The following is a 26,884-nucleotide window of genomic DNA, read 5'->3' on the forward strand; positions in this document are numbered from 1 at the left end:
GAAGTGCAAGACGCCCACGTGCTTCTACACTTGCGCCCGCCGTTAACCGATGATCTTTTCGGGATTCATGATGCCGTTCGGGTCCAGTGCCTTCTTGATCGTTCGCATCACAGATAATTTCACCGGATCTACCAAGGCCTCCAGTTCCGCCTTCTTGTCGAGGCCAATCCCATGTTCAGCGGAAAAAGAACCGCCCATCTCCTTGAGGCCGACATAGACGATAGCCTTGGCCGCGTTCTTGTCCGGCATCGTGCCGTCACTGGCGACGCAGATGTGCAGATTGCCATCGCCGAGATGACCGAAGACAAAACCGCGTGTCCCGTCGCCAAGGGCGGTGATTTCAGCTGAAAACCGGTCGAGATAGGCCTGCAGGGCCTGCAAGGGCACGGAAATGTCGAACCAATATCCGGCGGGATAGGCGCGGGTGGCAGTATCGCTCTCCTCACGCACCTTCCAGATAAGCTGCCGGTCGCTTTCGCTTTGTGCAATGATCGCATCGAGGATCAGTTCGTCTTCGACGGCTGCCGCCAGCGCCTCCTCCAGGGAGGTCTGCGCCGTGTGCTGATCCGGGGCCTCGGATTCGAGGATGAGATAGGCGGAGGCATCGGTAAAGGCAGCGAGGGCTGGAGGCCCGAGGGTTTCGGCGGCCAGCCGGAAGTAAGACCGCTCCATGAATTCGGCCCGCAACACGCGGATGGAGCGGCTGCGCTGCAGCCGGCCGAAAAGAGTAACGGCTGCTGCCACGGAAGGGCAGGCGACGAGCGCCGTTGCGGTGAATTCATCCTTCGGCGCAAGCTTCAGGACAGCGCGGGTGACGATGCCAAGCGTTCCCTCGGCGCCGATGAAGAGTTGTTTCAGGTCATATCCTTCATTGCTCTTGGTCACCTGCGCCATATCGCTCATGACCGATCCGTCGGGAAGCACCACCTCAAGACCGAGGACGCGCTGGCGCATGACGCCGAGCCGGAAAGCCTCCATGCCGCCGGCATTGGTCGAGATCATGCCGCCGATGGTGGCGCTGCCGCGCGCGGCGATGTCTATACCGCTGGAGAGGCCGTGATGTTCCGCCGCTTCCTGCAAGGCCTGCAGGGTGACACCGCTTTCGACAATCGCTACCTGTGCATCGGGCGATATCGTCTCGATCCTGTTCAAGTTCGCCAGAGAAAGGATGATTTCGCCCGCCGTCGAGGTCGCGCCGCCCGCAAGACCGGTGCGTCCGCCCTGAGGAACGACGGCAATCCCGTGCTCGTTGCAAAGGCACAGCACGCCGGCAACTTCGGCAGTGGATTTCGGGATGACCATGAGGCCTGCATCGAGGTTGCGGCTGTCGAAGCCCGGATGGATTGGCCGCAGGGCGTCGGCATCCCTGATACCGCGCTTTCCGACGATAGCTTCGAGCGCGGCGATTATCGCTGCTGAAATCAATCAAAATCTCCGTTTATTGCGCGTCGTTCGGCCGGCGTCGCTCGACGATCATCCGTACGCCAAGGATGAGGGCGGTGACAATGATCAGCAGGACGGAAATCGCCGCGATGGCCGGGTCGATATTGTCGCGCAGGCCCATCCACATCAGTCGCGGGAGGGTGATGGCATTGATGCTGGTGATGAACAGGGTGACGCCGATCTCCTCCCAGGAGAGGACAAAGGAGAGGAGTGCCGCCGTTGCGATGCCGAATCTGATGTTGGGCACGATCACCCTGAAGGCACGGGTGGCGAGATTGGCGCCGAGTCCGCGAGCGGCGAGATCGATCCTTCGGTCCACCTGGTAGAGCGATACCAGAATGAGGACGACCGCAAAGGGGGTAATCATGACCGCATGGGCGAGGGCGACGCCGATCCATGTGTCGTAGCCGATCCAATTGTTGAAGGCGGAGAGCGCCGTCATCAGGAAGTAGAGCGTCATGGCGGAAACAACCGGTGGGACGATGAGCGGTAGCAGTACGAAGCCGATCAGCAGGGCGGAAAAGCGCGGCTGATACATCCAGATGCCGAGGCCGAAGAGGGTGGCGAGCAGCGTGGCGATGAAGCTCGAGAGAATGCCGATACGCAGGCTCAGCAGGATGCTCTCCGCCCAGGCCGGGTTCTCGATGAGCGCCTGATAGTGGCGAAGCGACAGCGTTCCCGTAGGCATGGAAAGAAAACGCGCTGGCGTGAAGGACACGGGCACGACCGCGACAAGCGGCATCAGCAGGAACAGCGCGACGGCTGTCGCGAGGATGAGGATTACAGGACCTGGCCGCGACGATCGCATGGTATCCGCCTATCCAATGAGATGCGCCGGTTTGATGAAGCGCCGCATCAGCGCCAGCAGCGCGGCAATGAACAGCACGAGAATGACGCTGATCGCAGCACCTAGACCCCAGTCAGGGCTCTGAAAAATTCGAAGATAGACCAATTCGGCCACCATGACGCTGCGGCCACCGCCAAGGATAGCAGGCGTTACGAAGAAGCCGAGCGCGAAGACGAAGACGATGAGGGCTGCGCCGATCAGCCCGCCATAGGTCAGGGGCACAAAGACCGTCCAGAAGATCCGGCTGCGTGATGCACCCATGCCGCGTGCCGCGAGTAGAACACGCTCATCGATGCTGCGCATGGCCGATGCGATGGGGAAGACCGCGAAGGGAATGAGAAAATGCGTCATGCCGATGATCACGCCCAGCTCATTGCGGGCGAGCGCCAGAGGCGATCCGATGATGCCCGCCGCCTGCAACCAGGTATTGATCAGGCCACGGTTGGAGAGAAGCGCCAGCCAGCCGAAGGCGCGCGTCAATACCGAAATCCAGAAGGGAACGAGGATGCAGAATTCGGCAAGCATGCGCTGCGTGCGTGTGCCGCGCACCCAGACATAGGCAATGGCATAGGCCGCCAGCAGCGAAGCGACGGTGACGATCAGGCAGATGCGCAATGTCCTGAGGAAGACGGATCGCACGAGAGGATCGGAAAAGACGGCTTTATACTGGCCGATGCCTGGCTCGGGCAGCGTAAAGCTCCATCGGACGACGCCCAGAAACGGTACCGCATAGGCGAGGCCGAGAAACAGGAGCAGTGGCGCGAGCAGAAGAAATTTTCCGGATGGTTTTGCGATCATTCATTGTCTTTCGAAGACCGAAATTGATCGGAGCGGCGCTGTCTTGGGGAACTGCACACCGCTCCGGCGCTTTGCTCAGGCCGAGATGATCTTGGTATATTCGTCGAAGGCCGAGGCGTAGTGTTCGGCATACCACTCCATGTCGAGCGGGACTTGCTTGGCCATATTGGCGGGATCGACGCAGTTGATCCGCTTCCTGTCCGCCGGAATGAGCGCATCGGTGGCGGGATTGGCCGGTCCCTGGCCAAGGAGGTTGAACATCTCAAGCTGCCGCTCGGGCGCTTGAGCGCTGGCGATGAATTTCATCGCATTTTCCCTGCCACCGGGATTGTTCTTCATCACGCCCAGCGCACCCGGTGATATCAATCCCTGATCCCATATGAACTTGATCTGGCCGCCAGTATCCTGCTCGAGAAGCTGGGCGCGTGTCGACCAGATGATGGCCATCGAGGCCTCGCCGTCGAGCAGCACCGACTGGCTTTCTGCCCCGCCGCCCCAATAGGCGACGACATGCTCCTTGAAGGCGGCGAGCTTGTCGTGCGCGCGCTTGAGGTCCAGCGGGTAGAGCTTTTCCGGCTCCACGCCGTCGGCCATGAGGGCTGCTTCCCACATGGCGGAGCCCCATTTATAGAGCGAACGCTTGCCTGGGAATTTCTCCACATCGAAGAAATCGGCCATTCCCGTTGGCGCTTGATCACCGAATTTCGATGCGTCGTAGGCGATGACGTAGGAGAAGAAATAGGTGGAGGCGGCATGATCCCAGCCGAAGCCGGGGCGCATCTTGTTCTTGTCGACAACCGAATAGTCGATCGGCTCCAGCATGCCTTCCCTGCCAAGCGTGATGCCGGAGAAGGGGTCGATATCCATCAGATCCCAGCTCGGCTTGCCACTCTTGAACTGCGCCGTGATGGCACCCTCGGTCGGCCCGGAGCCGTCCATCTTGACCGCGATGCCTGTCTCCTTGGTGAAGGGCTGGCCGTAGGCCTTGTCATAGGCGGCTATGGCATCGCCGCCCCAATTGACGAGGACGAGATCCTTCGCCTGGGCGGAAACGCCGGTCGAGCGCAGCAGGGCTGGTGCGCCCGCCAGGATGAGCGCCGCCATCTGGGTGAAGCGCCGCCGGCTGATCTCGCCGCGTGCCGTCTTGTCGGCCAGGATTTCGAGGCAATCCTTTTGAAATGCGTGATCCATCTTGTTTCCCTCTGGATTGTTATCGTCACATTCCGAATGCTACTTGCCTGCCGGCAGCAAAAATCCCTCCCTGGTCGGCCATGAGACCCAGACATCCTTTTGAGGATGGAAAGAAGACATCGCGGCCGTCGGCATCGAGACTGCGATTTGCGTCCCGGTTTTCGTTTTCAGATGGTATTTCGTCAGCGCGCCGAGATAGGTAGTGCCCTCGACGCAGCAGGTAATGGCATTGCAGCCGGCGGGCGGCGTCTCGGTCAGGTGCATATGTTCGGGCCGGATGGCGGCGACAGCCTCGTGACCGATCTTCTCCGCCGTTTGGTCGAAGATGATCGCCCGGTCCTCGAACCGTCCGGTCGCCCCGCTGCCGTTGCGGCTGACATGCTCAAGCGGCAGCAGATTGATCTCGCCCAGAAACTCCGCGACGAAGCGGCTGGCGGGCCGTTCGTAGACGTCCTGCGGCTTGCCGATCTGCAGGAGTTCCCCGTGGTTGAAGATGGCGACCCGAGAGGAGAGCGCCAGCGCTTCCGACTGGTCATGGGTGACAAAGACAAACGTCGTGCCGGTTTCCTGATGCAGGCGCTTGACCTCTTCCTGCATCATCGCGCGCAGATTCTTGTCAAGCGCGGAGAACGGCTCATCGAGCAGCAGCACCGAAGGCCCAAAGACGAGGGCGCGGGCAAGCGCCACGCGCTGCTGCTGCCCGCCGGAGAGCTTTGCCGGCAGTTTCTTCTCATGCCCACCGAGACCCACCCGCTCGATCATCGCGCCGACGCGGCGCTTGATATCGGATGGCGTGCGGCGGCGGACCTTGAGCGGAAAGGCGATGTTTTGCTCGACGGTCAGATGCGGAAAAAGCGCATAGCCCTGAAAGACCATGCCGTAGGAGCGGTCTTCCGCCGGGATATTGGTGATGTCCTTGCCGTTCATCATCAACCGGCCCTCGCTCGGATCGACGAAACCGGCAAGGATCATCAGGAACGTAGTCTTGCCGGACCCGGAAGGCCCGAGAAGGGTGAGGAATTCACCGCGCCTGATATCGAGGGAGAGGTCCTTCAGCGCGCGGAAGGCGCCGAATGTCTTGCCAATGCCCTCGGCCGTGATTTCGGCAGCTCTGGCTTCGTCCATTTGCCCGATTTCGACTTTTCGATTGTGTTGAGGCATCGATCGACCTCTTCCCCTTTTCGGGAAAGCCTAGGCACAATCCGTCACAACGACAATTGAATTATATTGCCGGGACACGTGAATGAATTTCACGCCAGGCGGATTTCTTTTCATTCCGCCGTATAGGTTTGTGAAAGGCGGGATTTGAGCCATTCGGCAAAGGCAAGTTGCGCGGGATGGTCCGATTTGGCGAAGTCGGTGATCAGAAAATAGGATTTCGGGGACTTGATGCTCAAGTCGAACGGCTTGATGAGTTGACCGGCTCTCATGGCCTTCCGGCACGTCAGTTCGTCGCCCATGGCGATACCTTGCGCGGTGATAGCGGCGGAAAAGACGAGATTCATGTCGGAGAAGACGATGCCGCGCTCGCAATCCGGGTTGTCGACATTGGCGAGCGCCAGCCAGCGTGTCCAGTCCTCGAAATCGTCGAGGTGGAGGAGCGGCGCCCTCAACACGTCCTTTGGTTCCGCCAGCCCGCCGATCTTGTTGAGAAGGACCGGGCTGCAGAGCGGGGTGAACTGCACCTCGCAAAGGAGCTCCACTGCGCGGCCCGGCCAGTTGCCGTCGCCAAAGGCGATGAACAGATCGACGCTGGCATCGCTGACATCGTCGAGCTTGCGGGGCGTGACGATACGCAGCGCGATATCAGGATATTTCTCCTGGAACTCGGCGATATGGGTGCATAGCCAGAGCGAGGCGAAGCCGGCGGTGCAACTGATGCGCAGCGTGCCTTCGATGCCGGCCGGGCCCCGGCTTCCGCCCGCATCGTCAATGACGATCAGCGCCTTGCGGATGTCGTTGGCATATTTGCGTCCGCGCGGGGTGAGCATCACTCCTTTTCCACTGCGTTGCAGGAGCTCGAAGCCGAGATCGCGCTCGAGCAGCCGCAGCTGATGGCTCACGGCGCTGCGCGTCAGATGCAGTTCCTCCGCGGCCCGCCATACGCTTCCGTGTCTCGCAAAGCTTTCCAGCGCCCGTAGGGCCTGAGTGGAAGGGATGCGCATTTCGGGTGCCACGAGCTTTGAGGTGAATGGAATTTGCAGGTTTTGCGAAAACATATCACTTTTTGTCCCGCCATCCAGGTGATTATCTCGTCGGTGAGGGGAGATATGTCGTGGTCACATCTGCTCAGGAAACGGCGCTCGGTTTCATCGACAGCCATCGCGGCGATCTGTCGTCCTGGACCCGCACGATCTTCGATTTCGGCGAGACGGCATGGCGCGAGTACCGCTCGGCAGAGTGGTACGTGACGCTACTGCGTGGCCACGGCTTCGATGTGGAGGCCGGTTCGGGCGGCATGCCGACGGCCTTCTGCGCCCACTGGTCGAACCGGGCGGGAACGAACAGCCCGGCTCCGACGATCGGCATGTATGCCGAATATGACGCCGTTCCCGGCAATTGCCAGGATGCCGCAACCGTCAGGCGTCCGCGGCCGGGCTTGAGCGAACATGCGGGCGGTCATACAGACCCGCATTCGGCGCTTGGGATATCAAGCCTCGGCGGCCTTCTGGCGGTGAAGGCGGCCATGGAACGGCACGGCATTGCCGGCACGTTGCGCTTTACCGGCGAACCGGCGGAAAAGGTGAGAGGATCGAAGCCCATCCATGCCGCCAAGGGCTATTATGACGGGCTGGACGGGATGATCTCGTTTCACCCGTTCTACATGCTGCCGCTCTGCAACACCGTGCGCTGGGACACGCATTGCGGCGCGGCCTATTCGATGATCTACCGCTTTATCTGCGATCAGCCGGAGAAATGGGGCGCAGGCGACGGCGCACCGATCCCGCAATCGCATTCCGCGGTGCGGGCGCCGGGTGCGAACGATGCGCTGATGACGATGTATATGACGTCGAAAGCCTTGCGCGATTCCATGCTGCCGCATCAGGGCGGCTGGTCGATCAGCGAGGCGATCCTGACCGCGGGACAGGCGACGGCCGACAATCTGCCGGCCGGGCTTGCCGAAATCCAGTACATGGTCCGCGTGCCGACCATTGCGATGGCTGAGCAGGTAACCGCTGTTCTCGACAGTAATGCCGAGCACGCGGCCGCCATGACCGGATGCCGCGCGGAGCGGCATTGGGTCTGTAAGTCGCGGCCGGGTCTCGCCAATCACGCGATGGCGGAAATCGCTTGGGAGGCTTTGCAGGCGGTCGGTCCGCCGCGCTGGAATGAGGAGGCCAAGGCGATCGCGCGCGAGATCCAGGTCAACGTCGGCGCCGAGGCGATGGAGGAGCCGTTCATCGACGAATGCGAGCAGCTGATCCCCCCGCGCGAGGCCGAGGCCATTCTGCGCCGCGACCTTCCGCCTTCGCAGGTCAATTCAACCTCAGACGACTATACGGACATGACATGGCATGCGCCGACCGCGCGTCTTTACGTGGCGCGGCCGGCTTTAAAGGCACCGCGCGGCTTTGCCTATCCCGGCTGGGTGATGAACGCGCTCGGCGGCATTGCCGAAACGATCGACCCGATGGTGGTCTGTGCATCGAAGACGATTGCCCTGACGGCCTTGCGCCTGCTCGAGGACGAGGGCGCACGGCAGACGGCAAGAGCTGAATTTGTCGAGCGCACGGAGGGCGGGACCGGCGGCGAAAAATGGATCGCGCCGCTTTGCGATTACGAGCCGCCCATCCATTTCCGCTGGCCTGAATATGTAACGACAGCCCGCGGCCACGACTGGTGGATACCGAGAGGAGATTGATCGATGACGCGTCATGAACAGGCCTTTGCGACTGATGGCTTCACGCTGCAGCGGCGTAACCCGGATGGCGGCACCCCACCATTGCAACATTGGGGGTTCCGCAACGAGACGGATCGGCTCACCGACGTGCTTTTGGGCTCGCCAGCCTATCTCAGGCACATGGCGACGAGCTCGCTGTCGCGCAAGCATCTGCGGGAAGCGCCCTGCAACATCCAGGTGGCGCAAGCGCAGCACAAGGAGCTGGTCGCGGCCTATGAGCATTTCGGCGTGCGGATCCACTGGCATGAGCCGGAGCCGGAACTGCCGATGCAGGTCTATTCCCGCGATTCCAGCGTGATGACGCCCTATGGCGCCATCATCACGGCGATGGCCAATTGGTGGCGGCGCGGCGAGAACTATGCCGCGATCCGTACCTATGAGCGGCTCGGCATCCCGATCTACGACATGGTGACGGCGGGAACTTTCGAGGGTGGCGATTTCAACGTCATAGAGGAAGGTTGCGTGCTGATCGGCTGCGGCGGCGCACGCACGCAGGAGGAGGGCGCGCGGCAGGTCGAGAGCTGGTTCCGCAAGGAGGGTTGGGAAACGCGGCTTGCCTTCATCGATGAATACTACGTGCATATTGACCTGATGGTCGTGCCGATCGCCCCGAAGCTCACCGCCGTCTGCCTTGCCTGCACCGAGCCGGGGATCGTCGACTGGCTGAAGAATAAGGGGCATGAGATCGTCGACGTGCCATTTCAGGATACGATCAATCTCGGCTGCAACTTCATGTCGCTGGGCAGCGATCGCGTCATCGCACCATCGTCGAGCAAGACGCTGATCGAAAAGCTGACGGCGCTGGGCTTTGAAGTGGCCAGCGTCGACATGAGCGAAATCTCGAAAACCGGCGGCGGAATCCATTGCATGGCGCAGGCGCTCTTGCGTTCGCCCGACTGATCGCAACAATAGGCCGAATGGATCAACCGAGGGAGTGCCATGCTCATCAAACGGGATTTCTATGTCGACGGAAAATGGGTCCCGCCTCTCGAGCCCCATGATTTCGAGGTGATCAACCCGGCAACGGAAAAGCCAATCGCCGTGATCTCGATGGGTACTGCCGCGGATATCGACAGGGCTGTGGCGGCGGCGAAGAAGGCGTTCGAGACCTATAGCCGGACCTATGTCGAGGAGCGGCTGGCGCTGCTGGAAAAGCTGCTGGCGATCTACGAACGACGTTATGATGAAGTCGCGAGGACCATCACGCTTGAACTCGGTGCGCCGATCACCATGAGCACCGAACAGCAGGCGGATGTCGGCGTCGGGCATCTCAAGGGTTTCATCGCCGCCTTGAAGAATTTGCCGATGCGCGAGGAACTGCCGAACGGCGATATCGTCGTGCGGGAGCCGATCGGCGTGTGCGGCCTCATCACGCCGTGGAACTGGCCGATCAACCAGATCGCTCTGAAGGTCATTCCGGCGCTGGCGACTGGAAGCACCTGCATCCTGAAGCCGAGCGAATTCACACCGCTCAACGCGATGCTCTATGCCGAAATGATCGACGAGGCCGGCTTCCCGGCGGGAACCTTCAATCTGGTCAATGGCGATGGCGCGACCGTCGGGGCGGCTCTCTCCCGGCACAGGGATGTCGACATGATGTCGTTCACCGGCTCGACCCGCGCCGGCATCGCCGTCAGCAAGGATGCGGCGGATACGGTCAAGCGGGTGACGCTGGAGCTTGGTGGCAAATCGCCCAACATCGTCTTCGAGGATGCCGATCTGGAAGATCGCGTCACCAGCAGCGTGCTTGAATGCTTCAACAATTCAGGCCAGTCATGCGATGCACCGACGCGCATGCTGGTGCAGCGTTCGGTCTATGACAAAGTGGTGAAGATCGCCGAGGAGGCGGGCAGACAGGCGCGCGTCGGCAATCCGGAACAGGAGGGCGAGCATATCGGCCCGCTCGTCAGCCACATCCAGTTCGACCGGGTGCGGAAGCTGATCGAGGCGGGCATAGAAGAGGGTGCGCGCGTCCTTGTCGGCGGCGCTGGCAGACCGGAAGGCTTCGAGACAGGCTATTTTGTTCGCCCGACGATCTTTGCCGATGTCCGCAACGACATGCGCATCGCCCGGGAGGAGGTCTTCGGCCCGGTCCTGTCGCTGATCCCGTTCGACACGGAGGAAGAGGCGATCGCCATCGCCAACGACACCCCCTACGGCCTTGCCGCCTATGTGCAGACGGGTGATCCAAAGCGCGCCGAAAGGGTGGCTTCCAGGCTGAAGGCCGGCATGGTGCACATCAATGGCGGACCGCATCGCTATGGCAGCCCGTTCGGCGGCTACAAGCAATCCGGCAACGGCCGTGAAGGCGGGAAATTCGGGCTGGAAGATTTCCTCGAGGTCAAGACCATTCATCAGCCGTGAGGGATGATCGGTCGACGGCATTTTACCGCAGCGGCCGCGGTTTAATGGATGATCTCATCCGGTTGCAGAAATGTTTAATGCCCAGAGGTTTCGAGGATGTTGCCGGTATCGGTGCTGTCAGGACCGACGCCGCGCAGCAGCGCTGCAAGACGCTGCATGATCGCGTCGCGTTCGGTGTCCGTCAGCACATCGCAGTCCAGAAGCTGCATGCTCCGCATGCCTTCGATCGCCAGGAAGGTGACGAGGGCGGAGGCATGATCATTTGACTGGGCCTGCATCCGGTCGAGCAGTTGCCGGTTGTAACGCCGAATGGGGCTGATGAACTCAGGATTTTCGGCAAGCGCCGCTAGGACGCCCGATGGCGGCGGTTCCTTGTGACGGTACTCGCTCCGGAAAACCTCCAGAAAAGCCTCCGCAATGCTGTTGGGGACGCCTTTGCGGCTTTCTTCCTCCGCGCGCAGCGCCTTGTCGTGTTCCTTCAGATGCTCTTCGACGACTGCTTCGAGAAGTTTCGCCTTGGTGGGGAATCGATAAAGCAGGCCGCCTTTGGAAAGACCGGCGCGGGCGGCAACGGCATCGAGGGAAAGATGCGCGGGCCCCACTTCCTTTGCCAATGCAGTGGCGGCCAGCAGAATTCTTTCACGCGACGACAGTTTTTTCCCGTGCATCTAAGGCTTTCATGATAACGCAGAGTTGACAATACCGTCCAGACGGTACAGTAATTCGCGCATAGTATTCAAGTCAAAACGATGCTCCTGCCATGACTCTGATCGGCGCGGCGGGCATTTCGTCTAACCTACACGCCCTGCTGGAGCCTCCGACCGATGGCCATCCTTCGCTTCCTCCGCCGTCTTCTTCCCTATCTGCTTCTTCTGCTCATCTTGGCTATTTGCGGTGGCCTCGTCTGGTTCAATTTCTTTCGCGAAAAGATGATCCAGGATTATTTCGCGAACATGCAACAGCCGGCGCAGACGGTCTCCACCATCACGGTAAAGCCGACCTCATGGACGCCCAATATCGAGGCGATCGGCACGGCACATGCTTCCGAGGGCGTTGACCTCACCGTGCAGCTGTCCGGTATCGTCAAGGAAATCCGCTTCAAGGCCAACCAGCGCGTCAAACAAGGCGATGTGCTCATGCAGCTCGATGACAGCATCGAGCAGGCGGATCTGGTCGCGGCACAGGCCGACGCCGTGCTGAGCGAGCAGAACTACAAGCGCGCCCAGACCCTGCGCACGCAAGGCGTTGGCGCGCTGTCGAATGTCGATACCACCAGGGCGGCTTTTGAATCGGCGCAGGCGCAGGTGGCCAAGCTTCAGGCGACGCTTGACCAGAAGCGGCTGGTCGCACCGTTCTCGGGCATGATCGGCATTCCCCAGATCGATATCGGGCAATATCTGCAGCCCGGAAATGTCGTTGCCACGCTGCAGAACCTCGATACCATGCGGGTGGATTTCACCGTTCCCGAACAGTCGCTTTCGCAGTTGAAGATCGGTCAGTCCGTCGTGGTCGGCCTCACCGACAACAACCTCGAATTCAAGGGCAAGATCATCGGTATCGATCCCAAGATCGATCCTACGACCCGTCTGGTGTCCGTGAGAGCTCAGGTGGAAAACCCTGACCGCAAGCTGAATCCCGGCCAGTTCGTGCAGGTTCGCGTGCAACTGCCGAAGGAGGACAACGTCATCGCCCTGCCGCAGACGGCCGTGGTGACCAGCCTTTATGGTGACTATGTCTACGCTGTGCGTCCGGAAAGAAAGCCGGGTCCGCAGGACGCGCCTGATGCGAACTCTTCCTCGGAAACGGCCGCACAGGCCGCGGAGAAGCCGGCCGACGGAGAGCAGGCCAAGCCCCTTGCTGTCTATCAGGTCTTTGTCAAGCTCGGGCGCCGTTCGCAAGGCCAAGTGGAGGTCACCAGCGGCCTCAAGGAGGGGGATATCGTCGTCGACGCCGGCCAGAACCGCCTCAGCCCCGGAATGCATGTGGCCATCGACAACACTGTCAATCCAGCCGACGCAGCGAAGCAACAATAGGCGGGAATCATGAGTTTTTCCGACATCTTCATCCGTCGCCCGGTTCTTGCCACCGTCGTTGCCCTGATGATCCTGCTTCTGGGTGCGCTGGGCATCGCCAACCTCTCGGTGCGTGAATATCCGAAGGTCGATGAGACGGTCATCACCATCACCACGTCCTATCCGGGCGCCGATGCGGACCTGATCCAGGGCTTCATCTCATCGCCCATCGCGCAGGCGGTGGCGACGACGGAGAACATCGACTATGTGACCTCCTCCAGCGCGCCGTCGACCAGCACGGTCAGTGTGCACATGCGGTTGGGTGCAAATCCCGACGCGGCGCTGACGGAGGTGATCTCCAAGGTCAACCAGGTGCGCGGCGAACTGCCTGAGGAGGCCAAGGACCCGGTTATCCTCAAGGGGACCGGGCAAAGCTTCGCGACCATGTATCTGGCTGCGCAGAACCCCAACATGACGAACGAGCAGATCACCGAATATCTGGATCGGGTGATCAAGCCGCGCCTCTCGACCGTGCCCGGCGTGGCCGAGGCGCAGATTCTGGGCGGGCAGACCTATTCGATGCGCGTCTGGCTCGACCCCATCAAGCTTGCTGCGCGCAATATCACCGCCGCCGAGATATTGCAGGCCATCAATGCCTCGAACTTTCTATCGGCTCCCGGCAAGACCAAGAACCAATTCGTCAGCACGTCGATTCTCCTGAAGTCGACGATCCAGACGCCGGAGGCGTTCGGTGCCATGGTGGTCAAGTCGGACGGTGACAACATCGTGCGCCTGCGCGATGTCGCCAAGGTCGAGCTTGCCGCCGAAAGCACCGATACCATCGTCCGGTTCAACGGCCAGGATGGCACCTTCATGGGCATCATGCCTACCCCCGGCGCCAACCCAATCGACGTGGCGGCGGCGGTCAACAAGGAAATGCCCAAAATCCAGTCGACGCTGCCGGAGGGCATGTCGCTCGTCGTCGTCTACGACGCGACCGAGCAGATCAGTTCTTCGATCTACGAGGTGTTCTCGACCATCGGCGAAGCCGTCGCCATCGTCGTCATCGTCATCATCCTGTTCCTGGGTTCGTTCCGGTCGGTTCTGATCCCCATCGTGACGATCCCGATCTCGCTGATCGGCGTCTGCTTCTTCCTCTATGCGCTTGGTTATTCGATCAACCTTCTCTCGCTTCTGGCGATGGTGCTTGCCATCGGCCTCGTAGTTGACGACGCCATCGTGGTGCTGGAGAACATCCACCGGCACATCGAGGAAGGGCTTCGGCCCATCGACGCGGCGCTGAAGGGCATGCGTGAAATCACCGGCCCGATCATCGCCATGACGATCACGCTCGCCGCCGTATTCGCGCCGCTCGGCTTCACCGGTGGTCTGACGGGTTCGCTCTTCCGCGAATTCGCCTTCACGCTCGCCGGCGCGGTCATCATCTCAGGTATCGCAGCGCTGACGATCTCGCCGATGATGTGCGCGCGCATGTTGTCCCATGGCAATGCCTCACGCTTCCAGCAGTTCATTGACCGCACTTTCACCAAGTTCGAGAACTGGTATGCGCGCCTCGTCGATGGTTCGCTGAATTTCCGTCCGATCACGCTGCTGATCGTCCTTTCGCTCATCGGCGTGACCGGTTTCCTCTTCACGCACACCCAGACGGAGCTTGCGCCGGAGGAGGATTCGGGCGCGCTTTTCGCGCAGATCCAAGGGCCGAAATACGCGACTTCGCAATATATGAAGCTTTATTCCGACCAGATGGACAATCTGACCAAGGATATCCCGGAGCTTCGCGCGCGCTTCCAGATCGTTGGCATGGACGGCAGCACCAATTCCGGCATCGCGCTCTGGGCATTCAAGGATTGGTCGCAGCGCACGAAGTCGCAGAAGGAGTTGCAGGCGGAAATCACCCAGCGCCTCTCCAAGCTGGCGGGCGTGCAGGCGTTTGCCTTTGCGCTGCCTTCGCTGCCGGGCGCCGGCGGCGGCCTGCCTATTTCTGTCGTCATCCAGTCCACCGGCCCCGCCGATCAGGTCTACGAGGTGGCGGAGAAAATCAAGAACGAGGCACAGGCTTCCGGCCAGTTCATTGTGGTGCAGAATTCGCTTTCCTACGATTCGCCGCAGACGACGGTCACCATCGACCGCGACCGCGCTGCGGCGCTGGGCGTCAAGGTCAGCGATATCGGCCAGACGCTCGGGCTTCTGACCGGTGGCGCGTCGGTCGCCAAGTTCGACCGCGATTCCAACAGCTATGATATCATCCCGCAGGTGCCGGATTTCTATCGCATCAATCCGGACAATCTGGGTGCGTACTATGTGCGCAGCGCCTCGGGCCAGATGATACCGCTGAACTCGGTCATCAAGATTTCCGAGAACGCGGCGCCGGCGGCGATCGAGCAGTTCAACCAGTTGAACTCGGCCACGATCTCCGCCCTGCCGCTGCCGAACGTGACATCGGGCGCGGGCCTCCAGACCGTTGTCGATATCGCCACGAAGAACCTGCCGGAAGGGTATTTCATCGATTATTCCGGCCAGTCCCGCCTGGAAGCCACGCAGGGCAACACGATTCTCGTCGCCTTCATTCTCGCCGTTGTCGTCATCTATCTGGTCCTGGCCGCCCAGTTCGAAAGCTTCCGCGATCCGTTCATCATCATGATGTCGGTGCCGCTTTCGATCTTCGGCGCCATCGTGCCGCTCAATCTCGGCCTCGGTACGCTCAATATCTATACACAGGTCGGCCTGATCACCCTTGTGGGACTGATCACCAAGCACGGTATCCTGATGGTCGAGTTCGCCAATCAGCAGCGCGAGCTGCATGGCCTCTCGCGCCGTGAGGCGATCGTCGTTGCGGCCCAGACCCGTCTGCGCCCGATCCTGATGACCACGGCCGCCATGGCGCTCGGCGTCGTGCCGCTGATCATCGCCACGGGTGCGGGCGCCGCGGCGCGCTACTCCATGGGGCTGGTGATCTTCACCGGCATCCTGGTTGGAACGATCTTCACCCTATTCGTGGTGCCGATGTTCTATACCTACATCTCCAAGAAGGAGGGGCTCGCGGAAGCAACCAGCGAAGGGACTCCGCCCGACGGTCAGGCGCCGGCTCCGGCACATCACTGAAACTTGCATTTACTGCAACGCGCAACGCCAGCTATCCCTGATAGCTGGCGTTTTCGTTTTTGGAGATGAAACGGATCGACCTTTCATAAGCATGACATGCGCTTCACGCGTGTCCGGTTCTATATTCTGTGAGCATCATGATCCCGCTTTCCGTTCTTGACCTTTCACCTGTTCCCGAAGGCAGCGACGTAGGCCAGTCCCTGCGCAACTCGCTCGATCTTGCCCGCCATGCCGAGCGTCTCGGCTATCGCCGCATCTGGTTCGCCGAGCACCACAACATGGCGGGCATCGCCAGTGCGGCCACCGCCGTGGTGATCGGCCATGTCGCCGCCGGCACCTCGACCATCCGCGTCGGAGCAGGCGGCATCATGCTGCCCAACCACGCGCCGCTTCTCGTTGCCGAGCAGTTCGGCACGCTGGCGGCCCTTTTTCCGGGGCGCATCGATCTCGGCCTGGGGCGCGCGCCGGGTACCGATCAGCTGACCGCCCGTGCCTTGCGCCGCAATCTCAACAGCGATGCGGATGCATTTCCGCAGGATGTGGTGGAGCTGATGAATTATTTCCGGCCGGCTGAGCCCGGCCAGCGGGTGCGCGCCGTGCCTGGTGCCGGCCTTGACGTGCCTGTCTGGATCCTGGGCTCGAGCCTTTTCGGTGCACAGCTTGCCGCCGCGCTGGGGCTGCCATATGCCTTCGCTTCGCATTTCGCCCCCGCCGAACTGGACCATGCCATCGAGATCTATCGCGCCCGCTTCGAGCCGTCGGAGCATCTGGACAAACCCTATGTGATGCTGGGCCTCAATGTCTTCGCCGCGGAGACCGACCGCGAGGCGAAGCTGCGTTTCAGCTCGTTGCAGCAGGCCTTCGTCAATCTGCGCACCGGTAAGCCGGGGAAGCTACCGCCACCCGTCGAGAATTATGAGGAGGGGCTGGATGCCACGGCGCGCGCGCTTCTCCAGCACGCGCTCTCCTGCTCGATCGTGGGTTCGCCGCAGACGGTGAAAGAAGGCCTAGACGCCTTCGTCAAACGAACAGGCGCCGATGAGCTGATGGTGACGGCGCAGATATTCGACCACGCCGCCCGCATCCGGTCGTTCGAGATACTGGCTGACATGGCGGGCCTGTAGGCCCGCCGCACCCCGCTCTAACGCAGCTTCGCTGCCACTCCCGATTTGTCCTGAATCCCCAGAACGTCCCGGATGGTGTAGAACATATCCGTCTGGTCGGTGAGGCCGGTGAAATTGGCCGCACCCGGACCATAGGCCGCGACGCGCAATTGCGTGCCGGTGTGGTTTTGATGGTCGGGCTCATCCGAAGTCGCATAACTGATGGCCATGATCGCCCCGTCCTTCGTCCGCAGCGCCTGACTGAGGCCGGGGACCCGCACATCGGGATCGATGATCTGGCTCGCATGGGCGTGGTCAGCCGTAACGATCACCAGCGTATTGCCGTCTTCGCGAGCGAAATCCAGCGCAACCTGCACGGCTTCGTCGAGTGCGACGGTTTCCCCGATCTGACCACAGGGATTGGCGACATGGTCCTGCTTGTCGATCGAGGCGCTTTCGACCTGCAGAAAGAGGCCTTTTTCGTTGATCTTGAGAAGCTCGATCGCCTTTCCAGTCATCTGTGCCAATGTCGGCAGGTCCGGCGGACGCTTTTCGTTCGGCCTGCATTCGACCGGCTCCTTCTCGATATTGCCGTTACGGCTCGCCTGCGGCCCCTCCCAGATCACGGGCAGATTGCCTGTTGCGAAAAGGCCGAGCAGGGGCCTGTCCTGGTCTGCGATTGTTACGTTGTCGAGTTCTTCGCGATTGGCAACGAGCCGGTAGCCGCGTGCTTCGGCCTGCGTGAGCAGGGTCTGGCCCTTCCATTCGCCGGCCCGGGCCTTGTCCTCGAAATGTCGCGCGCCGCCGCCGAGCGTTACGTCGGCGCGATGATCGAGAAGCTGTTCACTGATCGAGCCGAGGCCGCCATTTTCCAGCGCGTCGCCAGGGCATTTTTCTGCCGTGTCGGTGGGGGCGTAGCATTTGCGATGGGTGACGTGGGCAACCTCGGCGGCAGGGGTGGCGTCCTGGATTTCGGCCGTGCTAACATTGCCGGTAGCGAGACCCGCCTGTTTGGCAAGCTCCAGCAGGGTTTTGTGCGGCTCCCCATGGATGTCGACGCCGATGGCGCCATTATAGGTTTTGACGCCGCTCGCCCAGGCCGTGGCGGAAGCGGCGGAATCGGTCACGTAGGTCGGCTTGCCGGTTTCCCTGTCGAGGGAATAGTGCGTGTACTGCCCCGTCACGGGCAATGCGTCCAGCCCCTTGAAGAAATTGCCGGCTCCGACCGCATAATCGCGGGCGATGGTGATCTCGGAATCGCCCATGCCGTCGCCGATCAAGAGGATGACATTCTTTGCCGGGCCCGGCCTGATCTGATCGCGGAAGGCGGCTGTGATGTCGCCCTTCAGGCGTCGCGCACCACCGGCTTCGGATAATTCGCCTGTGGCAGGCCGTTGGAAAATGACATCCGCGTCGGCGGTCTGGGCATGAGCAGCGCCGGCATGGGCCGAGAAGACGACTGTTGCAAGAAGCAGCGGAGTAAAGTGTTTGGGCATGAAAATCTTTCCTTCTTCCATAAAATAAACGCGGGCAGCATCTCACAGCGGTTGCACGCATCAATTCCATGAGGCTGGGATCAACAAATAGGTGGCACTAAAGGGGTATGCGGGGCGCAGCAGTGGAACCATGAGGTGATTGTCATTTCCCGGTTTTGGGCGGAAACTGGCGCGGCGTTATCCACACGTCGGAAAAAGCGCCACGCTATGGGAGGAAACAATGACGAAGACAATCACAGCTTCGCTGGCTCTGCTCGTCTGCACGACGGCGGTTGCCCTTGGGCAGTCGCAATCGTCCAATCTCGAGCGACTGAGCAATTTCAAGACCACCGGCACGACCGAGTTTACCGAGATAGAGCAGGGCGGAGCGAAGGCGGAAGCCATCAGCCGCACGCTCGAGAAGATCAAATTGCCCGAGGGGTTCAAGATCAGCCTCTATGCAATCGTTCCCGATGCGCGCCACATGGCGGTCGGGCCGCAGGGTGTCGTCACCTTCGTCGGCACACGCAAGACCAAGGTCTGGGCCGTGACCGATCGCGACAAGGATCGTGTTGCCGATGAGGTCAAGGATTTCGCGCCGTCATTGGCCATGGTGATTCCCAACGGCCCATGCTTCTCGCCGGAGGGCGTGCTTTACATTGTCGAGCAGAACCGGGTGCTGTCCTATCCGGCCGCCGAGTTCTTCTATGAAGGCCCGGATGTCGCCGCCTTCGAAGTGGTCAAGGAGGGTGAACTGATTCCGACCGGCGAGGCGAGCTACAATCACACCGCACGCGTCTGCCGTATCGGGCCGGACGGCAAGCTCTATATCTCGCTTGGTCAACCTTTCAATGTTCCGGCGCCGGACAAGCTGAAGCTCTATAAAGAACATGGCATTGGCGGTATCATCCGCATGAACCAGGATGGCAGCGACCGCGAAGTCTATACCTATGGCATACGCAATTCGGTCGGCCATGACTTCAATCCGGCCAATGGCGAGCTATGGTTCACCGATAATCAGGTCGATGGCATGGGCGACACCATTCCGCCCGGCGAGATCAACCGCCAGACCAAACCGAAACAGAATTTCGGTTTTCCCTGGTATGGTGGCGGCTCTGTTCGCACGGTTGAGTACAAGGACCAGGAAGTGCCTGCCGACGTGGTCATGCCCGCGGTCGAGATGGATGCGCATGCCGCCGACCTCGGCATGATCTTCTACACCGGGCGGCAGTTTCCAGAGAAATATCGCGGCGGCATCTTTTCCGCCCAGCATGGCTCGTGGAACCGCACGACGCCGGTCGGCGCCCGGGTGATGTTCACAGCGGTGAACGAGGATGGGGCCCCCGGCAGGACGGAAGTCTTTGCCGAAGGCTGGCTGGACGAGAACGGCGAATATCTCGGACGGCCGGTCGATATCGCGCAATTGCGCGACGGTTCTCTCCTCGTCTCCGACGATCTGGCGGGGGCGATTTACCGCATCTCTTACGAGCAGTAGCGCCGCCACTCTCCTGATATCGCCTGCCGCCTGGCGGCAGGCATCATCCACGGACAACCGAAATGGCATCAATCCTGAAATTGCTCAATATTGCTCTGCTCCTGGCGGGTTTACCGGGCATGGCCGAAGCTGCCGATATCCAGGCGGGAAAGAAGATCGCCGGTACGCAATGCCGTACCTGCCACGGGCTTGACGGGATTGCTCAGATTCCCGTCGCGCCACATCTGGCGGGCGAGAGCGAAATCTATCTCAGGGCACAACTGGAAGCGTTCCGCTCCGGCAAGCGCCAGAACGAAATGATGAGCGTGGTGGCGAAGGACCTTTCCGATGAAGATATCGCCAATGTCGCCGCCTGGTATTCGGCAATCCGGATCACCGCCGAGATGCCGGATTAAAGCCGGGCGGGGCCTGTTCAACCAAAGGCCCAGTTGGGCAGGAACAGCACGAGACCGGGCAGGAAAAGGAATAGGATGATCAGCCCGATGATGGTCGCGAGGAAGGGCAGGGCCTCCTTCGTATATTCCTCGATCTTGACGTCGATCAGCGAGCAGACCGCATACATCGCCACGCCGACCGGCGGCGTCATGCCGCCGAGCGTTACGATGCTCATCATCAGAATGCCGAAATGCACCGGGTCCATGCCGATCTGCCTGATGATCGGCACGAAAATCGGCGCAAGAAGAAGCACGAGCACGGTGCTTTCGATGAACAGGCCGGCGATGGTCAGGAAAAGCAGGATCATGAGCACGACGGCGCGCGGATCGGTGACGCCGGAGAGCATCCAGGACGAAAGGTTCTGCGGCACCTGCAGGTAGATGATCGCAAAGCCGACCATTCCGGACATCAGGATGATGATCATGGTCAAGCCGATATCGGAAATCGCGTGCCCCATCGCCCGCTTTACCTTGTCGAAGTCGAGTTCCCGGTGTGCGAAGAAGCCGACGAGCAGAGCGTAGACAACGGCGAAGGCGCCAACTTCCGACGGGGTGAACACGCCGCCCCGGATGGTCACCACCAGGGCCACGGGAAAGAGCAGGGCCCATTTGGCGCCCCATATCGCCGAAACGAGCGTCCGGGCGGTCGGGCGCTCGGTGTTGGCCACCACATAGCCGCGCCGCCTGGCGATGACATAGGTCGTCACCATCAATCCGACCATCATCAGGAAGCCGGGAACGATGCCGGCGATGAAAAGCCTGCCGATCGAGACATTGGCAACGTAGCCGTAGAGAATGAGGCCGATGCTCGGCGGAATGGTCGCGGTGATCAGCGAGCCGACGGCGATGGCGGCGGCGGAGAAGCCCTTGCCATAGCCCTTGGCAATCATGGTCGGCCCAAGGATGCGTGCCTCCATGGCGGCATCGGCGACGGCCGAGCCGGAAACGCCACCCATCACCGTCGAGAGCACGATCGCGACCTGCGCCAGCCCCCCGGCCATCCAGCCTACCGCCACATAGGAAAAGCGGAACAGCCGCTCGGTGATGCCGCTCTCGTTCATCAGATGGCCGGCGAAGATGAAGAAGGGGACAGCCAGCAAGGGAAAGCTCTGGCTCATCGCCGCGATCTTCTGAACCGCGATCGACATCGGCATCGTTGCTTCCGCCGTGAAGAACACGAAGCCCGAAATGCCGATAGCGAAGGCGACCGGCGTGCCGATGGCCATGAGGACAAGGAAGATGATGCTGATCAGCGCCATGTCAGAGATCCATCGTCGCAGGCGCTTCGGTTTCGGAGCGCGAATAGACCAGGGTATGGCCGTCATTGCGCCGCTGCCACGCCTTGACGAGATTGCCGATGAGCGCTGCGCAGATCATCGCGCATCCGACGGGAACTGCTGCCGTCACCCAGGCATAGGACAGGCCGCTGTCGCCGAACAGGCGCTGCCGGTTGAGCAGGGTGAGCTTGTAACCCTCGGCCGCCAGAAGCGCGAGGAACACCAGAATGACCGCTGAGATCAGGCATTCCAACCCGAACCGATGGCGGCGGCTTAGCCTGCGCACGAGAAAATCGATGCCGATATGGCTCTTCTCGCGCATGGCCTTGGTAGCCCCGAAAAAGCAGACCCAGATGAACATGAGCTGCGCCAGATCGACCGACCAGATCAGTGGATGACCGAAGAAGCGCATGATGGCGGCGATGAACACCAGAAAGACGATCAGTCCCAGGAGGGTAGCCGCCAGCGCGAATTCAAGTTGCTTGAGAAACTTGAACATCAGTAATTCGATCCTTGTGCCGGTCGATCGATGGTAGGCCTGCCGATGACCTGCGTTATTCGGCCACGATCGCCTGCAGCTTGTCGCGAAGGTCGCTGTAACCGAGCGTCTCGTACACGCCCGCCGTGGCTTCCCTGAACGGGGTGACGTCGATATCGGCGACGGTCACGCCTGATGCCTTCAGGTCGGCTTCGATCTTCGCAAGCGAATCCTCGGTGCCGTGCGAAGCGACGTCTCCGGCTTTCAGCGCTTCCTCGCGCAGGATCGTCTGCATCTCAGGGGGAAGGCTATCGAACCAGGCGGCGCTCGTCACGAGTCCGGTGATCAGGTTGATATGGCCCGTCTTCGTGACATGTTTCGTCACTTCCTGCAGCTTGGCGCCCCAACCCGCGGGATATTGTGCCTCTACCGCATCGATGACGTTCTGCTGGAGTGCCGGATAGACCTCGGCGAAGGGCATCGGCGTCGGCGTCGCGCCCATCGCCTTGATAGTCTCCATCCAGACCGGCGCGCCGGGGGTGCGCATGCGAACGCCTGCGAGATCGGCCGGCTTGCTGACCGGCTTATTGGTCCAGAGCTGCCGCTCGCCTTGCCACCAGTTGAAGGAGAGGATCTGATGTCCTGACGTATCGTGAAGCTTCTTCACCCACTCCTCGAAGAGGGGCGAGGTCACGACCTTGCGTATGCCCTCATAGCCCGAAGCGAGATAGGGCGCGCCCAGCACGCCGAACTCCTTCTCGAAGACCGCCAGTCTTCCGCCGTCCACCACCACGGCGACCGGCGCGCCGGCGCGGGCCTGCTCCAGAACGTCCTCGTCGGAGCCGAGCTGCGAATTGGGAAAGAGCTTGACCTCGATTGCCTCGTTCGACCGTTCGGCGACCGCGTCGCGAAATGCTTCGAGACCCTTATAGAGCGGGTCGTCCGTCGTAAGAGCAGTGTTGATGCTCAATGTATAATCGGCGGAAAAAGCCGGCGCGGCTATGACCAGCGCACTGACCGACAAGAGTGCCTTCAGCGATAGAAACTTCATGATTTCCTCCCAGAGCGCGGATCCTCCAAAATCCACTTTCCTACGCTAGTATGGTAGTATATGACTGTCAACATGGCTTTCGATTTCGAATTATCCGCACTGGAGGATGACAGCCGCCGGTCCCGCCAGGCGACGATCGCCAGCCGTGTCTTCGAAACGCTCCGCCAGGCGATCGTGCAGTTGCAGCTGCGGCCGGGGCATCCGCTGTCGGAAGCCGAGATCGCTCGGCAATTGCGTGTTTCACGTCAGCCGGTGAGGGAAGCCTTCATCAAGCTGGCGGAGATCGGCTTCATCGAGATCCGTCCGCAGCGCGGTACTTATGTCAGACTGATCTCAATCCGCGAGGTGAGAAATGCCCGCTTCATCCGCGAGGCGGTCGAAGTCGCCATCGTTCGCGCGGCTGCCGCCAACGCGTCGGAGGCTGATATGGAAGCGTTGGAACGGCTGATCGCCGATCAGAAATCGGTTGCACGGGCAGGGGATCACGCGGCCTTCCTGCGTCTCGACGAAGCGTTTCATCAAGCGATAGCGAAGTGTGCCGATTGCAACGATGCATGGCGGGTGATCGAAAGCCTGAAGGCGCAGATGGACCGCGTGCGCTATCTTTCGCTGCCGGAAGCGACCCCGCTGAAAACGATCATCAAACAGCACGAAGATATCCTGCAGGGCATCAGAAATGCCTCGCCGGAAGAGGCGGAAGCAAGCATGCGGCGGCATCTTTCGGAGATTCTCATCTCACTTCCCAGGCTCGCTACCGAGCACTCCTCGCTCTTCGGCTGAGGTCGCACGAGGGGGAACCAAAGCCTGGCTGTGCCGTTTCCATGCACCGGGGGTGCAAAAGGAACGGACAGAGAGGCTAGCGATGAAAACGCCAATTGCACTATCCGCAGCATTGATCGGCGCCGGGATAATTGTGGGCACCGGCACCGCTTTTTCCCAGGACGTGATCATCAGGGAAGTACCTCCGCCCGTGCGCGAATACGTCATTGCTCACCCGGTCGATCCTGTCGTCATTGAGGGCGAGATAAGCGAAGGCTATGTGGTCCCCGAGGACATCGAACTCCGGCCGGTGCCAGAGGCGCCGCAATACGGCTATATCTATGTCAATGGCGAGCCGGTCATCGTCGAACTGGAGAACCGCAGGGTCATTTATCTGGACGAATGATGCCGCAATCGTCCGGCAGCTATGATTCTATCTGACAAAGCTGACCGGGATTCCTGATTCCGGGTGCGGGATCACATCCATGGCAACACCATAGATGCGCCGGAGCTCTTCGGGAGCCATGATCTCTCGAGGGGTTCCCCGCGCGATCAGATTGCCCGAATGGAGCGCCACCAGTTCATCGCAGAAGCGCGCCGCCATGTTGACATCATGCAGCACCACGAGGACGCCGATGCCCTTTGTCTGGCTCAGGCGATGCACGAGCGAGAGGACCTCCATCTGATGGGCGACATCGAGGGCCGAGATCGGCTCGTCCAGAAGCAGGCATTCGGCATCCTGCGCAACGAGCATGGCGAGCCAGACGCGCTGGCGTTCGCCGCCGGAAAGCGTATCGACCAGCCGGTCGGCAAAGGGCGCGATATCGGTGAGCTCGATCGCCTCGTCGACTTTCTCGCGGTCGATCTTGCTGAAGCGACCAAGTGCCCCATGCCAGGGGTAGCGCCCGAGCGCCACCAGTTCCTTCACCAGCATGCCTGAAGCGGGTGGCGTCTGTTGCGGCAGATAGGCCACCTTACGTGCAAACTGCCGGTCTCCCCATTTGTCGAGCGACATGCCTTCGAAACGCACCTCGCCACCCGTTGGCTGCTGCTGGCGGGCGAGAATCTTGATCAGGGTCGATTTTCCCGAGCCATTATGGCCAATCAATCCGATGACGCGCCGTGCAGGCAGGGTCAGGGTCAGCGGATGAAGGAGCTGACGCCCTGCAATGGCGAAGGAAACCCCGTCGAGTTCATAAAGCGTGTCCTTGGCTATTCCGAGTGACTGCTTTGCAAGATCCATGGTCGATCGGGGATTGAGAAAACTCATGTGCGGCTCGGCTGTCGGTTAAGCGTTGCAGGGTATCGAATAAAGCGATGGTGATCGTTAACACGATCGTCAAGTTCATGTTAAGATAAATTCTGGAAGATCATTGGGGGGCAGGCGAAACGAGGATGGCCTGCAATGATAATCCGGCTTGCTATCGTGTGTCTGATATTTGCGGCTTTTGCTGCGGGATTCGGCGCGCTGGTTAGCAAAAACCCCGAATTCACTAAATTCGTCTCCGCGACGGCGAACAATCGCTGCGCATTCAATCTGCCGTGCAAGCCTCCGAAGCTCTGATGCTCTAAATGAGATCCAGTCCCTTGAAGCTGGTGTGCCCGCTCTTGCCGATGATGATGTGATCGTGAACGGTGATGCCGAGCGCCTTGGCCACATCGACGATGGTTTTCGTCATGCTGATGTCGGCGCGCGAGGGGGTAGGGTCGCCCGAAGGATGGTTGTGCATCAGTATAGCTTAAATGAAAACCCCTTTATAATCATTATATTAGGTTATATTTAAGTTAAGCTGGGGTATGGGTTTGGTTCATGTAAATATTGATGCGCCGTGATCATGCCGTATTGTTCCGGTCAATCTTCTATATGGCGAATTGGTCCCGCTGGATCACGGGTTCCGCACGCCGAACGTACTACTACGACGACGGTTACTTCGGAGCAAGCGCGGAGTTCTCTCGGCGTCTGCTTGAGTTGAGCGGAGCAGGGGGTGAGCGGCTAAACCGCCCCGTCCTGGTAGTGTGCGGCCAAGCGCGGCGTGCAAATCACAGGCGCCGACAGTGTCGCTCATCCATCCCCGAGTCGGCGCCAACCTTTGCGAAGGGGAGGGACCGCGTTCGCCTGCACGGAACTAGGTTCGAGCAATCCCACCGGTCCAACTCCTCGACCGGATACAAAAATGGCGCGCCCAGCGCTGCTAGTCGCGCTGCTTTAGGACTTCGAACACGTCAACAATACGGTCCAACACTGCCACCTTTCGCATCTGGCCTATAGCCCAGATTGCCAAGCCTCGCTCGTTATCGACTACCCCCGCCTTGCATCGATGGACCAGTTCTAAGGCCTCCTCGTCGCTGACTATCCTGCCCATGTGAGCGCAGATATAGAGGTATGTTGCCGGATGTCGTTGACGTAGATCCTCCCAAACCTCGGTCGTCGTATCGCCACATCTCCTCATCGCTTTAGCGATAATCCAGCCTTCATCACACCTAGCAACGAGCTCTGGAATTATCGCTCGCAAGAATTCAGAGGGAGCTTGATAAGCCAGCGCTTGAGCTGCCCGAAAATCGCCCGAGGCGCGCCAGTAACTAAGAGCTATAGGGGCGCTAAAGTGGATTTGGTGCGCCTTAACCGCCTTGATCCAGCGCGCCATGGCACCGCGACCGCCACGATCCACCCATCGCTCCAGAAGCATCTGTTGCGAGTTTGGAGGCAGGTACGCGAAAACTTCACTGTGTAGCGCATCAGCCGCGCGCCTCAAGTTGCGTGCACGGTCCGACGCAACGGCTGTGGATTCGACTAGTTTGACCACGGGGCCGACATCATCGGACTCATCGGCAAGAACGCGCAGCAGACGCCGGCGAAGCGCGAGGCGCACACGGATCGGTGCATCGAGTGACGCAGAGATCGCCGTACACAGGTCCGGGAGACTCAGGCACGCGATATATGCATGCAGCAAGCTCCGTCTGTCAGTCTCGTAAAAGTCGTCCGTGACCAGCAACTGGACTCGTTCTAAAACGAAAGTCACATCCGGATGCATTGCGTCCCCCAGCTCTATAGAAATACCAATTCCTGAATTCACCGTAAGCGACAAGCTGAGGCCGTTTAGGCGGCGTAGTTCCACGGCATGAGCGCGTCGAT

23 protein-coding genes and 1 pseudogene are annotated in these 26,884 nt (G+C 60.6%); 10 read left to right on the forward strand and 14 right to left on the reverse strand.

The window, feature by feature from the left end; translation table 11 throughout:
• Positions 1–42: 42 nt before the first annotated feature.
• The 6 genes from ATN84_RS16010 to ATN84_RS16035 all read right to left on the reverse strand — a co-directional run bounded on the left by ATN84_RS16010 (position 43) and on the right by ATN84_RS16035 (position 6,444).
• On the reverse strand, positions 43–1,425 hold the full coding sequence (locus tag ATN84_RS16010; protein WP_068882609.1) for an FAD-binding oxidoreductase: 1,383 nt from the start codon (positions 1,423–1,425) through the stop codon (positions 43–45).
• Between the two features lie 13 nt (positions 1,426–1,438).
• Positions 1,439–2,251 (reverse strand): ABC transporter permease, encoded by an 813-nt coding sequence (locus ATN84_RS16015; protein ID WP_068882610.1) that lies wholly within the window; start codon positions 2,249–2,251, stop codon positions 1,439–1,441.
• A 9-nt stretch (positions 2,252–2,260) separates the two neighbouring features.
• A complete protein-coding gene (locus ATN84_RS16020; RefSeq protein ID WP_068882611.1) occupies positions 2,261–3,088 on the reverse strand; it encodes an ABC transporter permease in 828 nt (275 codons plus the stop codon).
• 75 nt (positions 3,089–3,163) lie between these two features.
• Positions 3,164–4,279 (reverse strand): ABC transporter substrate-binding protein, encoded by a 1,116-nt coding sequence (locus ATN84_RS16025; RefSeq protein WP_068882612.1) that lies wholly within the window; start codon positions 4,277–4,279, stop codon positions 3,164–3,166.
• A 39-nt stretch (positions 4,280–4,318) separates the two neighbouring features.
• Entirely contained in the window at positions 4,319–5,404 is a 1,086-nt protein-coding gene (locus tag ATN84_RS16030) for an ABC transporter ATP-binding protein (protein WP_068882613.1), read from the reverse strand.
• Positions 5,405–5,550: 146 nt separating this feature from the next.
• The gene (locus tag ATN84_RS16035) at positions 5,551–6,444 is read right to left on the reverse strand and encodes a LysR substrate-binding domain-containing protein (protein WP_068882714.1); all 894 of its coding nucleotides are present in this window, start codon (positions 6,442–6,444) and stop codon (positions 5,551–5,553) included.
• 110 nt (positions 6,445–6,554) lie between these two features.
• Between ATN84_RS16035 and ATN84_RS16040 the strand changes: the two genes are divergently transcribed.
• From ATN84_RS16040 to ATN84_RS16050, 3 genes are read left to right on the forward strand one after another with little or no spacing between them, the layout of a single operon-like run.
• Positions 6,555–8,141 carry a zinc-binding metallopeptidase family protein gene (locus ATN84_RS16040; protein WP_068882614.1) on the forward strand — a complete coding sequence of 529 codons (1,587 nt, stop codon included), beginning with the start codon at positions 6,555–6,557 and terminating at the stop codon, positions 8,139–8,141.
• Positions 8,142–8,144: 3 nt separating this feature from the next.
• Positions 8,145–9,080, forward strand: coding sequence for a dimethylarginine dimethylaminohydrolase family protein (locus tag ATN84_RS16045; RefSeq protein WP_068882615.1), 936 nt, complete (start codon positions 8,145–8,147; stop codon positions 9,078–9,080).
• Positions 9,081–9,119: 39 nt separating this feature from the next.
• Positions 9,120–10,544 carry an aldehyde dehydrogenase family protein gene (locus tag ATN84_RS16050; protein WP_068882616.1) on the forward strand — a complete coding sequence of 475 codons (1,425 nt, stop codon included), beginning with the start codon at positions 9,120–9,122 and terminating at the stop codon, positions 10,542–10,544.
• Between the two features lie 74 nt (positions 10,545–10,618).
• Here the strand turns inward: ATN84_RS16050 and ATN84_RS16055 are convergent, their stop codons facing one another.
• A complete protein-coding gene (locus ATN84_RS16055) occupies positions 10,619–11,212 on the reverse strand; it encodes a TetR/AcrR family transcriptional regulator (protein WP_068882617.1) in 594 nt (197 codons plus the stop codon).
• A 261-nt stretch (positions 11,213–11,473) separates the two neighbouring features.
• On the opposite strand from ATN84_RS16055, the gene ATN84_RS16060 reads away from it, so the two are divergent.
• The 3 genes from ATN84_RS16060 (at position 11,474) to ATN84_RS16070 (ending at position 16,803) form a co-directional block, all read left to right on the forward strand.
• Complete coding sequence (locus ATN84_RS16060; protein WP_201026386.1) at positions 11,474–12,577, forward strand: efflux RND transporter periplasmic adaptor subunit; 1,104 nt, start codon at positions 11,474–11,476, stop codon at positions 12,575–12,577.
• Between the two features lie 9 nt (positions 12,578–12,586).
• Entirely contained in the window at positions 12,587–15,679 is a 3,093-nt protein-coding gene (locus tag ATN84_RS16065) for an efflux RND transporter permease subunit (RefSeq protein WP_068882619.1), read from the forward strand.
• Positions 15,680–15,816: 137 nt separating this feature from the next.
• Entirely contained in the window at positions 15,817–16,803 is a 987-nt protein-coding gene (locus ATN84_RS16070; RefSeq protein ID WP_068882620.1) for an LLM class flavin-dependent oxidoreductase, read from the forward strand.
• Positions 16,804–16,820: 17 nt separating this feature from the next.
• Here ATN84_RS16070 and phoA read toward each other — a convergent pair whose 3' ends face one another.
• Positions 16,821–18,278 carry an alkaline phosphatase gene (phoA, locus tag ATN84_RS16075; protein WP_068882715.1) on the reverse strand — a complete coding sequence of 486 codons (1,458 nt, stop codon included), beginning with the start codon at positions 18,276–18,278 and terminating at the stop codon, positions 16,821–16,823.
• 220 nt (positions 18,279–18,498) lie between these two features.
• On the opposite strand from phoA, the gene ATN84_RS16080 reads away from it, so the two are divergent.
• Positions 18,499–19,752 carry a PQQ-dependent sugar dehydrogenase gene (locus tag ATN84_RS16080; protein ID WP_068882621.1) on the forward strand — a complete coding sequence of 418 codons (1,254 nt, stop codon included), beginning with the start codon at positions 18,499–18,501 and terminating at the stop codon, positions 19,750–19,752.
• Positions 19,753–19,814: 62 nt separating this feature from the next.
• Positions 19,815–20,147 (forward strand): c-type cytochrome, encoded by a 333-nt coding sequence (locus ATN84_RS16085; protein ID WP_068882622.1) that lies wholly within the window; start codon positions 19,815–19,817, stop codon positions 20,145–20,147.
• A gap of 17 nt (positions 20,148–20,164) precedes the next feature.
• Here ATN84_RS16085 and ATN84_RS16090 read toward each other — a convergent pair whose 3' ends face one another.
• From ATN84_RS16090 to ATN84_RS16100, 3 genes are read right to left on the reverse strand one after another with little or no spacing between them, the layout of a single operon-like run.
• Positions 20,165–21,445 carry a TRAP transporter large permease gene (locus tag ATN84_RS16090; RefSeq protein ID WP_068882623.1) on the reverse strand — a complete coding sequence of 427 codons (1,281 nt, stop codon included), beginning with the start codon at positions 21,443–21,445 and terminating at the stop codon, positions 20,165–20,167.
• A gap of 1 nt (position 21,446) precedes the next feature.
• On the reverse strand, positions 21,447–21,962 hold the full coding sequence (locus tag ATN84_RS16095; protein WP_068882624.1) for a TRAP transporter small permease: 516 nt from the start codon (positions 21,960–21,962) through the stop codon (positions 21,447–21,449).
• Positions 21,963–22,017: 55 nt separating this feature from the next.
• Entirely contained in the window at positions 22,018–22,992 is a 975-nt protein-coding gene (locus tag ATN84_RS16100) for a C4-dicarboxylate TRAP transporter substrate-binding protein (RefSeq protein WP_068882625.1), read from the reverse strand.
• A gap of 72 nt (positions 22,993–23,064) precedes the next feature.
• On the opposite strand from ATN84_RS16100, the gene ATN84_RS16105 reads away from it, so the two are divergent.
• A complete protein-coding gene (locus ATN84_RS16105; protein WP_068882716.1) occupies positions 23,065–23,772 on the forward strand; it encodes a GntR family transcriptional regulator in 708 nt (235 codons plus the stop codon).
• 82 nt (positions 23,773–23,854) lie between these two features.
• Positions 23,855–24,157: a DUF1236 domain-containing protein gene (locus ATN84_RS27290; RefSeq protein ID WP_161939581.1), complete on the forward strand. Its 303-nt coding sequence runs from the start codon at positions 23,855–23,857 to the stop codon at positions 24,155–24,157.
• 27 nt (positions 24,158–24,184) lie between these two features.
• On the opposite strand, the gene ATN84_RS16115 is transcribed toward ATN84_RS27290, so the two are convergent.
• The 3 genes and pseudogenes from ATN84_RS16115 to ATN84_RS16120 all read right to left on the reverse strand — a co-directional run.
• On the reverse strand, positions 24,185–24,994 hold the full coding sequence (locus tag ATN84_RS16115; protein WP_068882627.1) for an ATP-binding cassette domain-containing protein: 810 nt from the start codon (positions 24,992–24,994) through the stop codon (positions 24,185–24,187).
• Between the two features lie 325 nt (positions 24,995–25,319).
• A pseudogene (locus tag ATN84_RS26255) lies at positions 25,320–25,487 on the reverse strand (JAB domain-containing protein); the annotation flags it as partial.
• 456 nt (positions 25,488–25,943) lie between these two features.
• A partial coding sequence (locus tag ATN84_RS16120; protein ID WP_210172569.1) for a hypothetical protein occupies positions 25,944–26,884 on the reverse strand: 941 nt, incomplete at its 5' end.

This window comes from Paramesorhizobium deserti (assembly GCF_001558695.1).
GTDB lineage: Bacteria > Pseudomonadota > Alphaproteobacteria > Rhizobiales > Rhizobiaceae > Paramesorhizobium > Paramesorhizobium deserti.